The sequence below is a fragment of the Kocuria kalidii genome, assembly GCF_044462225.1.
Lineage (GTDB): Bacteria > Actinomycetota > Actinomycetes > Actinomycetales > Micrococcaceae > Kocuria > Kocuria kalidii.
This window is the reverse complement of record NZ_JBISWJ010000068.1, coordinates 26,518-40,444: the sequence shown is the minus strand read 5'-3', so window position 1 is coordinate 40,444 and position 13,927 is coordinate 26,518. Positions and strand designations below refer to the sequence as shown.

Annotated in this window: 14 protein-coding genes and 2 tRNA genes; 10 read left to right on the top strand and 6 right to left on the bottom strand. The window is 73.0% G+C overall.

The genetic code is table 11. The features are described 5' to 3' along the window. Positions 1–14 precede the first annotated feature (14 nt). The 7 genes from ACH9D3_RS09680 (at position 15) to ACH9D3_RS09650 (ending at position 6,970) form a co-directional block, all read left to right on the top strand. Positions 15–2,351 (top strand): RNA degradosome polyphosphate kinase, encoded by a 2,337-nt coding sequence (locus tag ACH9D3_RS09680; protein ID WP_396410776.1) that lies wholly within the window; start codon positions 15–17, stop codon positions 2,349–2,351. A gap of 92 nt (positions 2,352–2,443) precedes the next feature. Beyond that, positions 2,444–3,493, top strand: coding sequence for an NUDIX hydrolase (locus ACH9D3_RS09675; protein WP_396410775.1), 1,050 nt, complete (start codon positions 2,444–2,446; stop codon positions 3,491–3,493). A gap of 55 nt (positions 3,494–3,548) precedes the next feature. Then, the gene (locus tag ACH9D3_RS09670) at positions 3,549–4,391 is read left to right on the top strand and encodes a thymidylate synthase (protein WP_396410774.1); all 843 of its coding nucleotides are present in this window, start codon (positions 3,549–3,551) and stop codon (positions 4,389–4,391) included. After that, on the top strand, positions 4,388–5,014 hold the full coding sequence (locus tag ACH9D3_RS09665) for a dihydrofolate reductase (protein ID WP_396410773.1): 627 nt from the start codon (positions 4,388–4,390) through the stop codon (positions 5,012–5,014). Before ACH9D3_RS09670 ends, ACH9D3_RS09665 begins: the two co-directional genes overlap by 4 nt. A gap of 26 nt (positions 5,015–5,040) precedes the next feature. Then, positions 5,041–5,433 (top strand): GNAT family N-acetyltransferase, encoded by a 393-nt coding sequence (locus ACH9D3_RS09660; protein WP_396400747.1) that lies wholly within the window; start codon positions 5,041–5,043, stop codon positions 5,431–5,433. Between the two features lie 10 nt (positions 5,434–5,443). Then, positions 5,444–6,586 carry an aspartate-semialdehyde dehydrogenase gene (gene asd, locus ACH9D3_RS09655; RefSeq protein ID WP_396410772.1) on the top strand — a complete coding sequence of 381 codons (1,143 nt, stop codon included), beginning with the start codon at positions 5,444–5,446 and terminating at the stop codon, positions 6,584–6,586. Between the two features lie 3 nt (positions 6,587–6,589). Continuing rightward, on the top strand, positions 6,590–6,970 hold the full coding sequence (locus tag ACH9D3_RS09650) for a GntR family transcriptional regulator (protein WP_396410771.1): 381 nt from the start codon (positions 6,590–6,592) through the stop codon (positions 6,968–6,970). 21 nt (positions 6,971–6,991) lie between these two features. On the opposite strand, the gene ACH9D3_RS09645 is transcribed toward ACH9D3_RS09650, so the two are convergent. From ACH9D3_RS09645 to ACH9D3_RS09630, 4 genes are read right to left on the bottom strand one after another with little or no spacing between them, the layout of a single operon-like run. Continuing rightward, positions 6,992–7,387 carry a PGPGW domain-containing protein gene (locus tag ACH9D3_RS09645; RefSeq protein ID WP_396410770.1) on the bottom strand — a complete coding sequence of 132 codons (396 nt, stop codon included), beginning with the start codon at positions 7,385–7,387 and terminating at the stop codon, positions 6,992–6,994. Positions 7,388–7,397: 10 nt separating this feature from the next. Beyond that, positions 7,398–8,513 (bottom strand): UDP-N-acetylmuramate dehydrogenase, encoded by a 1,116-nt coding sequence (locus tag ACH9D3_RS09640; RefSeq protein WP_396410769.1) that lies wholly within the window; start codon positions 8,511–8,513, stop codon positions 7,398–7,400. Positions 8,514–8,557: 44 nt separating this feature from the next. Continuing rightward, positions 8,558–9,037 (bottom strand): MaoC family dehydratase, encoded by a 480-nt coding sequence (locus ACH9D3_RS09635; RefSeq protein ID WP_396410768.1) that lies wholly within the window; start codon positions 9,035–9,037, stop codon positions 8,558–8,560. Between the two features lie 2 nt (positions 9,038–9,039). Next, entirely contained in the window at positions 9,040–9,489 is a 450-nt protein-coding gene (locus tag ACH9D3_RS09630) for an FAS1-like dehydratase domain-containing protein (protein WP_396400753.1), read from the bottom strand. A gap of 111 nt (positions 9,490–9,600) precedes the next feature. Between ACH9D3_RS09630 and ACH9D3_RS09625 the strand changes: the two genes are divergently transcribed. After that, positions 9,601–10,734, top strand: a complete 1,134-nt coding sequence (locus ACH9D3_RS09625) for a calcium/sodium antiporter (RefSeq protein WP_396410767.1) — start codon at positions 9,601–9,603, stop codon at positions 10,732–10,734. A gap of 120 nt (positions 10,735–10,854) precedes the next feature. On the opposite strand, the gene ACH9D3_RS09620 is transcribed toward ACH9D3_RS09625, so the two are convergent. Both ACH9D3_RS09620 and ACH9D3_RS09615 read right to left on the bottom strand, forming a co-directional pair. Beyond that, positions 10,855–10,928, bottom strand: a tRNA-Met gene (locus ACH9D3_RS09620). Positions 10,929–10,988: 60 nt separating this feature from the next. Then, a tRNA-Thr gene (locus ACH9D3_RS09615) sits at positions 10,989–11,060 on the bottom strand. A 484-nt stretch (positions 11,061–11,544) separates the two neighbouring features. Between ACH9D3_RS09615 and ACH9D3_RS09610 the strand changes: the two genes are divergently transcribed. Both ACH9D3_RS09610 and ACH9D3_RS09605 read left to right on the top strand, forming a co-directional pair. After that, positions 11,545–12,108 (top strand): dihydrofolate reductase family protein, encoded by a 564-nt coding sequence (locus ACH9D3_RS09610; RefSeq protein WP_396410766.1) that lies wholly within the window; start codon positions 11,545–11,547, stop codon positions 12,106–12,108. A gap of 432 nt (positions 12,109–12,540) precedes the next feature. After that, on the top strand, positions 12,541–13,842 hold the full coding sequence (locus tag ACH9D3_RS09605) for an Nramp family divalent metal transporter (RefSeq protein ID WP_396400756.1): 1,302 nt from the start codon (positions 12,541–12,543) through the stop codon (positions 13,840–13,842). The last annotated feature ends 85 nt before the right edge of the window (positions 13,843–13,927 follow it).

The following is a 13,927-nucleotide window of genomic DNA, read 5'->3' as shown; positions in this document are numbered from 1 at the left end:
GAGACAGGACCGTGATGACCGCGCACCACCAGGACACGCCCCCGTCCGCCCCCGGCACGCCCGGGGACCCCGGCCCCGGCCCGGACACCGCCTCCGCCGCCGGTCCCGGGGGCACCACCGTCGACGAGCAGCTGCCCGTCCGCGCCGAGCTCCCCGTCCCCGACGAGCTCGCCGTCGCCGGCGACGCCGCCCGGGGCCACGGCGACCGGGACCGGATCGACGACCCCGTGCCCGCGGCCCGGCAGGTGCTGGAGGGCCGGCACGGGCCCGAGCGCTTCCTGGACCGGGAGGCCAGCTGGATCGCCTTCAACTCCCGGGTCCTGGAGCTCGCCGAGGACCCGGACCTCTTCCTGCTGGAGCGCGTGCACTTCCTGTCCATCGTGGCCTCGAACCTCGACGAGTTCTTCATGGTGCGGGTGGCCGGTCTCAAGCGGCGCATCGCCACGGGCATCGCCCGGCCGGCGGCCTCCGGCGACTCCCCCGCGGAGCAGATGGCGACCATCGCCGTGCGCGCCCACGAGCTCCAGGAGCGCCACGCGCGGGTCTTCCACGAGCTGGTGCGGCCCGAGCTGAGCCGCGAGAACATCCACCTGGTCGGCTGGGAGGACCTCGACGGGCCCATCCGGGAGCGGCTCACCGAGGACTTCCACCGGCAGGTGTTCCCGATCCTCACGCCCCTGGCCGTGGACCCTGCCCACCCGTTCCCGTACATCTCCGGGCTGAGCCTCAACCTGGCCGTGATGGTCCGCAACCCGCAGTCCGGCAAGCGGCTGTTCGCCCGCGTGAAGGTCCCGGACCAGCTGCCCCGGCTGCTGCCGGTGGACGGTCCGCGCACGCGCCACCTGCCGGGGCAGGAGGCCCGGTTCATCCCCCTCGAGGACGTCATCGCCCAGCACCTGGACGACCTGTTCCCCGGGATGGAGGTCGAGGAGCACCAGGTGTTCCGCGTGACCCGCAACGAGGACCTGGAGGTCGAGGAGGACGACGCCGAGAACCTCCTGCAGGCCCTGGAGAAGGAGCTGCTGCGCCGCCGGTTCGGTCCCGCGGTCCGCCTCGAGGTCACGGACAGCATCAGCACGGAGGTGCTCGAGCTGCTCGTCTCCGAGCTGGGCATCGACGAGTCGGAGATCTACCGGCTGCCCGCTCCCCTGGACCTGCGCGGGCTGGGCGTGATCGCCGGCATCGACCGCCCGGAGCTGCACTACGCCCGGCACGTGGCCCACACCTCCCGCTACCTCAACGCCGCGGAGACCGCCAAGGCCGCCGACGTCTTCGCCGCGACCCGGGCCCGGGACGTGCTGCTGCACCACCCGTACGACTCCTTCGCCACCAGCGTCCAGGCGTTCCTGGAGCAGGCCGCCGCGGACCCGAAGGTCCAGGCCATCAAGCAGACCCTGTACCGGACCTCCGGCGACTCCCCCATCGTGGACGCGCTCATCGACGCCGCGGAGTCCGGCAAGCAGGTGCTGGCGCTGGTGGAGATCAAGGCGCGCTTCGACGAGCAGGCCAACATCTCCTGGGCCCGCAAGCTGGAGCAGGCCGGGGTGCACGTGGTCTACGGCATCGTGGGGCTGAAGACCCACTGCAAGCTCTCCCTCGTGGTCCGCCAGGAGGAGCACGGGCTGCGCCGCTACGTGCACATCGGCACCGGCAACTACCACCCGTCCACGGCCCGCTTCTATGAGGACCTGGGCCTGCTCACGTGCGCCCCGGAGGTCGGGGAGGACGTCTCGCGGCTGTTCAACCAGCTCTCCGGCTACGCGCCCAAGACCACCTTCCAGCGCCTGCTCGTGGCGCCCCGGTCCGTGCGCTCCGGGCTCGTCGACCTGGTCGAGGCCGAGATCCGCCACCACCGCGCGGGCCGCCCGGCCCGGATCCACGTCAAGTGCAACTCGATCGTGGACGAGGCCGTGATCGACGCCCTCTACCGGGCCTCGCAGGCCGGGGTGCCCGTCGACGTGGTGGTCCGCGGGATCTGCGCCCTCCGCCCCGGGGTGCCGGGACTGAGCGAGAACATCCGGGTCCGGTCGGTGCTGGGCCGCTTCCTCGAGCACTCCCGTGTGTTCGCGTTCGGCAACGCCGGTGAGCCGCTGGTCTACATCGGCTCGGCGGACATGATGCACCGCAACCTCGACCGCCGGGTGGAGACCCTGGTGCGGATCACGGACCCGCAGCAGGCGGAGGCCCTCGTGCGGCTGCTGGCCCGCTACGTCTCGGACACCACGGCCGGCTGGCACCTGGACGCCGAGGGCGTGTGGACCCGCCACCACCGGGACGCGGCGGGGCGCCCGCTCGTGGACATCCAGGAGCACCTGCTGCGCAGCAGGGCCCTCGGCCGGCCCACGATCTGACCACCGGTACCATCGTGGACGTGCCACCCGGCGGCCCGGACCGCAGGTCCCGGCACGCCCGTGCAGCACGGACAGGGGACGAAAGAGGGGCCATGCCCAGGACCGCCGACAGGACGACCGAGAAGATCACGGAGACGAGCACGGACAGGAGCACGGACAGGACCGCAGCGCGGACCGCGGGCAGACCGGGCACGGCGAGCGCCGGCCGGAGCACGCGGCCCGCCGACGTGCTCGCCGCCGGGTGCCTGTGCTGGCGCCGGGCCGGGAGCGGTCTCGAGGTCCTGCTCATCCACCGGCCCCGCTACGACGACTGGTCCTTCCCCAAGGGCAAGCAGGACGAGGGCGAGACGCTGCCGGAGACCGCGCACCGCGAGGTGAGCGAGGAGATCGGCCTGCTGCCGCGGCTGGGGGTGCCGTTGCCCACCATCCGCTACGAGGTCAAGGACGGCACCAAGGACGTGCACTACTGGGCCGCGGAGTTCGGTCCGGGCGCACGGCCCGAGCCGGACGGGCGCGAGGTCGACGAGGTCCGCTGGGTCGGCCCCGACGAGGCGCACCGGATGCTGACCAACCCCTCCGACCGCGAGCCGCTGGCTGCGCTCGTGGCCCTGCACGAGCGGGAGGACCTCGCGACGCGCCCTGCGATCGTCGTGCGCCACGCCAAGGCGAAACCGCGCTCGGCCTGGTCCCGGGCCGAGGGCGACCGGCCGCTGGCCGCGACCGGCAAGCGCCAGGCGCTCGCCGTGACCCGCCTGCTCCGGGCGTGGTCCCCGGAGCGGGTCGTCACCTCCCCCTGGCTGCGCTGCCTGTCCACCGTGGTCCCGTACGCCCGGAAGGCCGGGGTCCCCGTGCGGGAGCGGCCCCATCTCACCGAGGCCTCGCACAAGCGCCACCCCAAGAAGGCGGCCGCCGTGGCGCAGACCATGTTCGACAAGGACGCCCCCGTGGCGCTGTGCACGCACCGGCCGGTGCTGCCCACCATCCTCAAGGTCATCGCCCGGAACGCGAGCCCCGAACTCGCGGCGCTGCTGCCGGCCAAGGACCCGTACCTGTCCCCGGGCGAGATGATCGTGCTGCAGATCTCCCGGCGGCACCGCCGGCAGGTGGTCTCCGTGGAGCTCGTGAAACCCTTCGACGACTGAGCCCATCCGCGACGCCCCGCCCCTCCCAGCCACGAATTCCTCCGAGGAGACCCGCATGACCTCCCCCACCCCCGTGCCCGCCCCGGTGCCGACTCCCTACGAGGACCTGCTGCGCGAGGTCCTCGAGCAGGGCGTGCACAAGTCCGACCGCACGGGCACGGGCACCCGCAGCGTCTTCGGGCGCCAGATCCGCTTCGACCTCGCGCAGTCCTTCCCGCTGCTGACCACCAAGCGCGTGCACTTCCGGTCCCTGGCCCTCGAGCTGCTGTGGTTCCTGCGCGGGGACTCGAACGTGCGGTGGCTGCAGGAGCGCGGCGTGTCCATCTGGGACGAGTGGGCGGACGAGAACGGGGAGCTGGGGCCGGTCTACGGCGTGCAGTGGCGGTCCTGGCCCGCTCCCGGCGGAGGCTCGGTCGACCAGATCGCCAAGGTCGTGGAGCAGATCCGCACCGACCCGGACTCGCGCCGCCACGTGGTGACCGCCTGGAACCCGGCCGAGGTGGACGAGATGGCGCTGCCGCCGTGCCACGCACTGTTCCAGTTCTACGTGGAACCGCGGGAGGACGGGCCGGGCCGGCTGTCCTGCCAGCTCTACCAGCGTTCCGCGGACATGTTCCTGGGGGTGCCGTTCAACATCGCCTCCTACGCCCTGCTCACCGTCATGGTGGCCCAGCAGACGGACCTCGAGCCCGGGGAGCTCGTCTGGACCGGCGGGGACTGCCACGTCTACGACAACCACGTGGCCCAGGTCCGCGAGCAGCTCTCCCGGGACCCGTACCCCTATCCCCGGCTGCGGCTCGCCCGGCGGCCGGACTCCGTCTTCGGGTACGAGTACGAGGACTTCGAGGTCCTCGGCTACCGCCACCACCCGGCGATCAAGGCCCCGGTGGCCGTATGACCGCCGCCGCGTCCGGCCCGGCCCGCCCGGCGTCCGCCGGCGGGACGGTCGGGGCGATCTGGGCACAGACCACGGACGGCGTGATCGGCCGTGCCGGGACGATGCCCTGGTCCCTGCCGGAGGACATGGCCTTCTTCCGGCGCACGACGACCGGCCACCCGGTGATCATGGGCCGGCGCACGTGGGAGTCCTTCCCCGAGCGCTTCCGGCCGCTGCCCGGCCGGACCAACGTCGTCATCACCTCCTCCCCAGAGCGGGTGGCCGGGGAGGACGGCCCCGGCACGGTGCTCACCGCGTCGTCGTACGCGGAGGCCGTCGGTCTCGCCCGAAGGAGCCCCGGCGCGGAGCGGATCTGGGTGATCGGCGGCGGCGAGGTCTACCGGCAGGCCCTCGGCGACGCCGAGCACCCCGTGACGGAGGTGCTCGTGACCGTCATCGACCTGGCCGCCGACGGGGACACGTACGCCCCGGTGCTCGACGGCTCGTGGGCCGCGGAGCCGGTCGTGGGCCCGTCCGTGTCCCGCACCGGGCTGGGCTACCGGATCGACCGCCGCACACGCCGCCCGGGCGGGACCGGCGGACGGGCGGACGGTTCCGTCAGCCCCGCGGCTCCGGTAGCGTGAGCCGCACCACGACCAGGAGGACGACCGTGACCGATCTGCACCCCGACCCGGCGATCCGGGACGACGAGCAGCTGCACGTCGTGAAGAACGCGGACCTGGACCGCTACGAGCTGTGGCAGGGCGAGCAGTTCATCGGCTTCGAGGGCTTCCAGGAGCACGACGACGGCACGGTCGAGCTCCAGCACACCATCATCGGTGAGCGCTTCGGCCGGCAGGGCTACGCGCGCACGCTGGTCACGCTGCTGCTGGACGACTTCCGGAAGCAGGGCACCGCCGTGCGGCCCACGTGCACCTACGTCCAGGACTACCTCCACCGCTTTCCGCAGTACGGGGACCTCGTGGCCCCGGGTCTCGAGCTGCCGCCGGCCCAGAAGGTGAAGGAGCGGCGCCGGCGCTGGGCCCTCCACCGCTCCCCGTAGACTGGGGGCCATGACTTTTCGCTCGGGAGATTCGGTAGGGTTCGTCGGCTGGCGGGGCATGGTGGGCTCCGTGCTCATGCAGCGCATGCAGGAGGAGGGGGACTTCGGGGGGATCACCCCGGTGTTCTTCTCGACCTCGAGCGCCGGCCGCCCGGCGCCGTCGTTCGCGGGGGACGCCGGAACGCTGCAGGACGCCTACGACCTCGAGACCCTGGCCGAGCTGCCGATCGTCGTCACCGCCCAGGGCGGGGACTACACCCGGGACGTGCACGGGAAGCTGCGCGCCGCGGGCTGGGACGGGCTGTGGATCGACGCCGCCTCGACCCTGCGGATGAACGACGACGCGATCATCGTCCTGGACCCCGTCAACCGGGACGTCATCGACCGCGGTCTCGCGGGCGGCGTGCGGGACTTCGTGGGCGGCAACTGCACGGTGTCCTGTCTGCTGATGGGGCTGGGCGGGCTGTTCCGCAACGACCTCGTGGAGTGGGCGACGTCGATGACCTACCAGGCGGCCTCGGGCGGCGGGGCCCGGCACATGCGCGAGGTGCTCGCGCAGTTCGGTGCCCTGCACGGCGTCGTCGCGGACGAGCTCGCCGACCCCGCCTCCGCGATCCTGGACATCGACCGCAAGGTGCTCGACGCCCAGCGCGGCGACGCCCTCGACACCTCCATGTTCGGGGCGCCCCTGTCCGGCTCCCTCATCCCCTGGATCGACGCCGACCTCGGCAACGGGCAGTCCCGCGAGGAGTGGAAGTCCGCGGCGGAGACCAACAAGATCCTGGGACGCACGGACCGGTACGCCCAGGACTGGGTGCCGATGGACGGGCTGTGCGTGCGGATCGCCACGATGCGCTCGCACTCGCAGGCCCTCACGATCAAGCTGCGGGAGGACCTGCCCGTGGCGGAGATCGAGCGGCTCGTCGACGAGGACAACGAGTGGGCCACCGTGGTGCCCAACACCAAGGACGACTCGATGCGGGACCTCACCCCCGTGGCGACCTCCGGCACCCTGGACATCCCGGTGGGCCGGATCCGCAAGCTCGCCATGGGCCCGGGCTACATCAGCGCCTTCACGATCGGCGACCAGCTGCTGTGGGGCGCGGCCGAGCCGCTTCGCCGCATGCTGCGGATCGCCACCGGCACCCTGTAGCCCGTGGCGGACACCTCGGTCCCCGCGGGACTGGAGCTCGACCCGGAGGACCCCCGCCCGCCGTCCGAGCAGCTCCGGCACCGGGTGCAGCAGGGACGCACGGACGGCACCCTGCCCCCCGGCACCCGGCTGCCGCCGGTGCGCCGGCTCGCCGAGGCGCTCGGGCTCGCGGCGGGCACCGTCGCCAAGGCCTACCGCGAGCTGGAGGCCGCGGGCGTGATCGAGACCCGCGGCCGGCAGGGAAGCTTCGTGCGGGCCGCGGACCGGACCGAGGACCTCGCCGTGCAGGCCGCCCGGCGCTACGCCACCGAGGTGGCCGGCCTCGGGCTCTCGGCCGAGCACGCCCTGGAACTGGTGACCGCACAGCTGCGCCGGCCCCGCTGACCCGGCGCTCGCCCTCCCCGTTCAGGCGCCCGGGGCCCGGAGGTGACGAGGACCGGGCACCAGGTTGCCCGTGCCCTCGAGGGCCCGGCGGTGCCGGGACTCGGCCGTCCGGGCCAGCCACCAGCTCCAGCCGCGCATGACCTGTGTCCTGGCCCGCTGGTTGAGCCGGTGCGCCCAGTGGAACTCGGTGCCCCAGATGCCCAGCCCCAGGAAGATGGCGAGCCAGCCCGGGCCCGGTGCCACGAGCATGATCAGACCGGCCAGGACGAAGACGCCCCCGAGGACCGTCACGAGCGTCCGGTAGACCACGAACAGGAGGGGGTGCCCGCGGGACCAGGTGCGCACCCGGCGCAGCGTCCGGCGCACCCGCCCCTCGGAGTCCTCCCCCTGGGCGATCTCCTCTTCGAGGCTGCTCATGGCCGCCGGCTCAGACCGTCGTGCCCACGATGACGGGCTCGGCGACGAGGTCCACGCCGTAGACGGACGCGACGCCGTCCCGCACCGTCCGCGCCAGCGCCATGAGGTCCTGCGCGGAGGCGCCGCCGCGGTTGGTCAGGGCCAGCGTGTGCTTGGTCGAGAGCGAGGCGCGTCCCCCGGCGACCGCGCCGCCGTCGAGGTCCAGGACCTCGTTGCGGGTCCCCGGCAGACCGAAGCCCTTGCCGAAGCCCGCGTGGTCGATCAACCATGCGGCCGAGAGCTTGACCCGGTCCTCGACCGGGCGACCCGCGGCGTCCACCACGGGGAAGCGGGGGGCGTCGGCGGGCAGCCGCTGCCCCAGGGCGCCCGTCGGGAGGATGGGGTTCGTGAAGAACGAGCCGGTGCTGTAGGTGTCGCGGTCGCCGGGGTCGAGCACCATGCCCTTGCCGGCGCGCAGGGCCAGGACGGTCTCCCGCACCCGGCCCAGCGGGGCGCGCTCCCCCACCTCGACACCGAGCCGGCGGGCGAGCTCGCCGTACCGGACGGGGGAGCCGTCGGCGCCGTGCTCGAGCCGGAACCGCACCGCGAGCACCACGAAGCGCGGGGAGCCGGCCACCGTGCTGCGCTTGAGCGCCGAGTCCCGGTAGGAGAACGCCAGGTCGGCCGCGGCGAAGTCCCGCACGCGCCGCTCGTGGCGGTCCCACGCCCGCACCAGCTCGATGGTCTGGGCCACCTCCTGGCCGTAGGCCCCCACGTTCTGCACCGGCGTGGCGCCCGTGGTGCCGGGGATGCCGGAGAGGGCCTCGATGCCGACCAGCCCGTCCGCCACCGCCCGGGCCACGAGCTCGTCCCACGAGTGGCCTGCCTGCACCTCGAGGAGGACGCCGCGGGGGTCGTCCGCCAGCACCTCGACGCCCTGCGACACCACGTGCACCACGGTGCCGGCGAAGCCGGTGTCCGCCGCGATGAGGTTGGACCCCCCGCCGACGACGAGCAGCTCCTGCCCGGCGGCGTCGGCCTCCGCGACGGCGGCGACGACCGCCTGCTCGGTCCCGGCCCGCACGTAGTGGCGGGCGGGCCCGCCCACGGCTGCGGTGGTGAGGTCTGCGATGCGCGGGGAGGTCATGGCGACCAGTTTATGCGGGCGGCCCGCGGCGCCCCGGCAGGGACTCACGCCAGCCGGACCACGGCCTGGGCCTTGACCAGCACCTTCAGCGGGGCGGCGGTCGCCGGGTCCGCACCCTCGGCGGCGAGGTCGGGGGCGGTCACGGTGAGGTCCACGCGCGCGGTGCGGGCGTCGTCGTCGAGGGCGCCGATCTTCCCGGAGACCGTGAGGGCCGTGGAGGCCTCGACCGTGGTCCCGAACCTGTTGGGCACGACCACCGGCTTGGTGAAGCGGGTCTGGTAGTCGACCACGGCGCCCGGGTCGCCGGCCCAGTCGGTCACCAGCTGCACGGCGGCGCCCATCGTGAGCATCCCGTGGGCGATGACGTCGGGCAGGTCCACGGAGCGGGCGAACTCCGCGTTCCAGTGGATGGGGTTGAGGTCGCCGGAGGCCCCGGCGTAGCGCACGAGGTCCGCGCGGGAGAGCTCGACGCGGCGCTGGCCGATCTCCTGGCCCTTCTCGAGGCCGTCGAAGTCGATGTCCACGGTCACTGGTCCTCTCCGCGCACCAGCAGGGACGAGACGCTCGTGGCGACCGGCTCCCCCGCGACGGTGCTGATCTCGGCCCGGGACGTCACCATCGCCCCGGAGCCCATGGCCCGGACCTGGTCGACGTGCAGCTCGGCCACGAGCTCGTCGCCGGCCACGATCGGGCGGTGGTGGGTGAAGCGCTGGTCCGCGTGGACCACGCGCGAGAAGTCGATGCCGGCCTCGGGGTCGGCGATCAGCGCCGCGTCGGCGCGCTGGGCCACGACGATCGCGAAGGTGGGGGGCGCCACGAGGTCGGCGTGGCCCAGGGACCGGGCCGCCTCGACGTCGTGGTGCGCGGGGTGGCCGGCCTGCACGGCCCGGGCGAAGTCCCGGACGGCCTCCCGTCCGACGCTGTAGGGCTCGGCCGGCGGGTAGGTCCGCCCGACGAGATCGGGGTTCACGGGCATGGCAGCTCCTCGGTGGACGGTGCCGCGCGGGCGGCGGGAACCCGTCCAGTCTACGGCGGCGGTGCAGGATGGCGCGGTGGCGCGGTGCCGGAGCCCGTACACTCCTGACCCATGGATCTCATGGACGCGGGCCGGATCGCCGTCGGGCTGGTGCTGCTGGTGCTGGGCGGGGAGTTCCTCGTGCGGGGCGCCTCGTCCCTCGCGCGACGGGTGGGGATCTCCTCCCTGGTGGTCGGGCTGACCGTGGTCTCGGCGGCGACGTCGGCACCCGAGCTGGCCGTCACCGTCGGCGCCGTCCTGCGCGACGAGCCCGGCCTGGCCGTCGGCAACGTGGTCGGCAGCAACATCGTCAACGTCCTCCTGATCCTCGGGCTCTCCGCACTCGTCATCCCCCTGGCCGTGAAGCAGCGGCTGGTGCGGTTCGACCTGCCCCTGATGGTCGCCCTGTCGGTCGGGCTGCTGCTCGTCTCCCTCGACGGGCGGATCACTGCGGTGGACGGACTGCTCCTCTTCCTGGCCGTGGTGGCGCACACGGTGCTGACGGTCGTCATCAGCCGGCGCGACACCAGGGTCCCGTCCCGTGCCGGGGGCTCCGCCGAGAGCTCGTCGGCTCCGGCCGTCGCCGGAGAGGCCGAGGAGTCGCCTCCCGCGCCGATCGGCCGGTCGCTCCTGCTCGTGGGGCTCGGGATCGCTCTGCTGGTCGCCGGTGCCACCCTGCTCGTCGAGGGCGCCGTGAACACGGCCACCACCCTGGGCGTGAGCAGTCTCGTGGTCGGTCTGACGGTGGTGGCCGTCGGGACGTCGCTGCCCGAGCTGGCGACCTCGATCATCGCCGTGCGCCGCGGTGAGCGCGATCTGGCGGTGGGCAACGTGGTGGGCAGCAACATCTTCAACATCGGGGTGGTGCTCGGGCTTCCCGCGCTGATCTCCCGCGACGGCATCCCGGTGTCCGGCGCCGCCGTGGCCTTCGACATCCCCGTGATGCTGGCCGCCGCGGTCGCCCTGCTGCCCATCGCGTTCACCGGGTTCGCGGTGGCCCGCTGGGAAGGCACGCTCTTCGTGGGCCTGTACCTCGCCTACACCGGCTACGTGGTCCTCGCCGCCACCGCGCACGACGCCCTGGAAGGCTTCACCGCGGCCATGGCCTGGTTCGTGCTGCCGCTCGTCGCGGTGACCCTGCTCGCGTTCACGGCCTACGAGGTGGGGCTGCACCGAGGGCGCCGGGAGCCCGGGCGCTCCGCGTAGCACTGCCGGCGCGCACCGTCCCGAGCCCCCCGCCCGGCCCCGGCGGCGACGGCGCCGAGGCCGGGCCCGGTCGGCAACGACAAAAGCCCGTGACCGGGAGGGGTCACGGGCTTTTCGCCGTAGCGGTGGACGGGCTCGATCCGTCGACCTCACGATTATGAGTCGTGCGCTCTAACCAGCTGAGCTACACCGCCGGAGGGATGGGACACCGCCGCTGACGGCCTGGCGGCCGGGCTGCGGGATCTCATCACGAGAGCCCCGACCGGGAATCGATCCCGGGACCTCCATCTTACCAAGATGGCGCTCTACCACTGAGCTATCGGGGCAACGACGAAGACTCTACCAGCACGTTTCGGCAAAACAAAAATCATCGCACCCCGGTCCGGGACGCCCGGAGCGACGCCGTGCGCCCCAATCCCACGGGGTTTTCCGGCCCCGCGACGCCGCCCCGGGCGGCCGCGCCGGACCTCGATCAGCCGTCCCCGTCCCCGTCCCCGTCGTCGAGCGGGGCGGGCCGGACGGGCAGCGGAACCCGGGCCGGCGGTGCGGGGACGGGGCGGACGGGAGCCGGTGAGGGTCGCATCCACCATGCCGTAGCGCAGCGCGGTCAGGCGCGTCATTCCCACCGCGAGGAGGCGGGCACGCAGCCGCCCGCGCCCCTGCGGACCCCGGGCAGCACCACCCATCGGTCCGCGCCGGTGTCCGCGTCCCTGACCGGCGCCGTGCCGTCGGGGCCGGCAGCCGCGCGGATCGTGAGCAGCTGCACTCCCGCTCTTGTGCCCGAGTGCCGCAGTCGTGTGGGATTGCGGCATGGGGACAGTGATCTACTCCGTCGCCTCCTCGTTGGACGGCTACAACTCGGACGCCCAGGGCGGCTTCTCGTGGGCCGTGCCCGACGAACCCGTCGTCGCCGCCCTGACCGCCGATCTTGCGTCGGTGAGCACCTACCTCTACGGGCGGCGCATGTACGAGACCATGGCCGTCTGGGAGACCGATCCGTCCGCCGCGTCATGGTCCCCGGAATCGGCACGCTTCGCGGAGACGTGGAAGCGCGCCGAGAAGATCGTCTTCTCGTCCTCCCTCGGACAGACCTGGACCGAGCGCACTCGACTCGAGCGAGAACTCACCGCCGAGGCCGTCGCGCGCGCGAAGTCCGAGGCGTCCGGTGACCTCACGATCGAGGGCCCGACCCTGGCCGGGAGCGCTCTGCGGCTGGGGCTGGTCGACGTGGTCGAGCTCCTGCTGTGCCCGGTCACCGTCGGAGGCGGCACCGCGGTCTTTCCGGACGGGCTGTCCCTGGCGCTCCGTCTCGTCCGAGAACGTCGTTTCGACAACGGCATGGTCCAGATCACCTACGAGCTCGACCGCCCCTGACCCACCGGTCGCCGGGCGAGACGCGCGAACCGGCCCCTGCTGCACCGCCGCCGACCCGGAGTGGAGCTGTGGGGGCCGGGAGACCGGTGAGACGGTGCGCATCCCACGTCCCCACCGGCGCCCTCCCCCGGCACGGGTCTCGGCACACGACGGCCCCGGGGGAGTCGCAGCGGTTCCCGGCCTCCCCGAGGGATCCCGGACGGACCGGGCGGAGGCCGCCGAGGTACAGTGAGCCGGGCGCCGGCGCTCCGCCATGGACCGCGAGACGGACTGCGCACGTCCGGGGACGCATCCGACGCAGCCCTCCGGACGTCGTGTCGACGGGTGGCCCCGGATGCCGGACACCGAACGACGACCTCGAACCTGAGATGCCCCTTCTCGGCCGGCCCCACGAGCCCGGCATTCGACAGACCGAACCGACGAGGAACCACCATGAGCACATCGAACGAGTCCTCCTTCGCGGCCCACCGGGCCCGCACCGACGACGACGGCGGGGCGCCCGCCAAGTGGAAGATCGTGGGCCCCGGCCTCGTGGTCGCGGCCACGGGCGTCGGAGCCGCCGACATGGTCGCCACCCTGGTCGCCGGCTCCCGCTACGGGTACGGGCTGCTGTGGGCGGTGGTCCTCGGCGTGATCCTCAAGATCATCCTGGTCGAGGGCGCCGGTCGCTTCACCCTGGCCACGGGGCGCACCATCTTCGAGGGCTGGCGCTCCCTGGGCCGGTGGACCACCTGGTACTTCGGCCCGTACATCATGATCTGGGGCTTCGTCTACGGGGCCACCGCGATGTCGTCGGCGGCCCTGCCGCTCGCCGCCGTCTTCCCGGTCCTCCCCCTCTGGGCCTGGGCGATCCTCATGGGTCTCCTGGGGTTCCTCATGGTGTGGTTCGGCAAGTACGCCACCTTCGAGAAGATCACCGCCGCGCTGGTCGGCCTGATGTTCGTCACCGTCGTGGGACTGGCCGTCATCGCCACCCCCAACATCCCCGAGATGCTCACGGGGCTGGTGCCCCTCATCCCGGAGGACGGTGTGCTCTACACCCTCGCCCTGGCGGGCGGCGTCGGCGGCACGATCACGCTGGCGGCCTACGGCTACTGGCTGCGCGAGAAGGGCTGGTTCACGCCCAAGTGGATGCGGGTCATGAGGATCGACAACTCCATGGCCTACGTGGTGACCGGCATCTTCGTCATCGCGATGCTCATCGTGGGCGCCGAGGTGGTCCGTTCGGCCGGCCTGGCCCTCAGCTCCGGGGACGAGGGCCTGCTCGACCTCTACGCCGTGCTGCGGGCGGAGTACGGCGACGTGGTCGGCACCGGCTTCCTCCTGGGCTTCTGGGCCGCGTCCTTCTCCTCGATCATCGGCGTCTGGAACGGCGTCTCCCTCATGTTCGCCGACTTCTGGGGCAACATGCGCGGCAAGGAGTCCGGCCACCCCGACACCCGGGTGGGCGGGAAGTACTTCCGCTTCTACGTGCTGTGGCTGACGTTCCCGCCCATGATCCTCTTCGCCCTGGGGCAGCCCATCGGCCTGATCCTGGTCTACGGCATGCTCGGCTCGCTGTTCATGCCCTTCCTCGCCCTCACGCTGCTGGGGCTGCTCAACGGCAGGCGGATCCCGAAGGAGTGGGCCAACAAGTGGTACTCGAACATCGCCCTGGGCCTCACGGCCCTGCTGTTCGCCGTCCTGGGCGTGCACCAGCTGGTCAGGACGGTCGCTCCGGTCCTCGGCGGCTGAGGACCGGCACCGGCAGCACGGCCCGGGCCGCGCCGAGGGCCACGACGTCCGCGGGGCAGGGACGGACGGAGGAGGGGACGGGNCG

Excerpts from the sequence above, each read along its gene's own strand:
- ACH9D3_RS09675 (WP_396410775.1), top strand. The coding sequence starts at position 2,444 with ATGCCCAGGACCGCCGACAGGACGACCGAGAAGATCACGGAGACGAGC.
- ACH9D3_RS09680 (WP_396410776.1), top strand. The coding sequence starts at position 15 with ATGACCGCGCACCACCAGGACACGCCCCCGTCCGCCCCCGGCACGCCC.
- ACH9D3_RS09665 (WP_396410773.1), top strand. The coding sequence starts at position 4,388 with ATGACCGCCGCCGCGTCCGGCCCGGCCCGCCCGGCGTCCGCCGGCGGG.
- ACH9D3_RS09670 (WP_396410774.1), top strand. The coding sequence starts at position 3,549 with ATGACCTCCCCCACCCCCGTGCCCGCCCCGGTGCCGACTCCCTACGAG.
- ACH9D3_RS09630 (WP_396400753.1), bottom strand. The coding sequence starts at position 9,489 with ATGCCCGTGAACCCCGATCTCGTCGGGCGGACCTACCCGCCGGCCGAG.
- asd (WP_396410772.1), top strand. The coding sequence starts at position 5,444 with ATGACTTTTCGCTCGGGAGATTCGGTAGGGTTCGTCGGCTGGCGGGGC.
- ACH9D3_RS09610 (WP_396410766.1), top strand. The coding sequence starts at position 11,545 with ATGGGGACAGTGATCTACTCCGTCGCCTCCTCGTTGGACGGCTACAAC.
- ACH9D3_RS09645 (WP_396410770.1), bottom strand. The coding sequence starts at position 7,387 with ATGAGCAGCCTCGAAGAGGAGATCGCCCAGGGGGAGGACTCCGAGGGG.
- ACH9D3_RS09605 (WP_396400756.1), top strand. The coding sequence starts at position 12,541 with ATGAGCACATCGAACGAGTCCTCCTTCGCGGCCCACCGGGCCCGCACC.
- ACH9D3_RS09640 (WP_396410769.1), bottom strand. The coding sequence starts at position 8,513 with ATGACCTCCCCGCGCATCGCAGACCTCACCACCGCAGCCGTGGGCGGG.
- ACH9D3_RS09625 (WP_396410767.1), top strand. The coding sequence starts at position 9,601 with ATGGATCTCATGGACGCGGGCCGGATCGCCGTCGGGCTGGTGCTGCTG.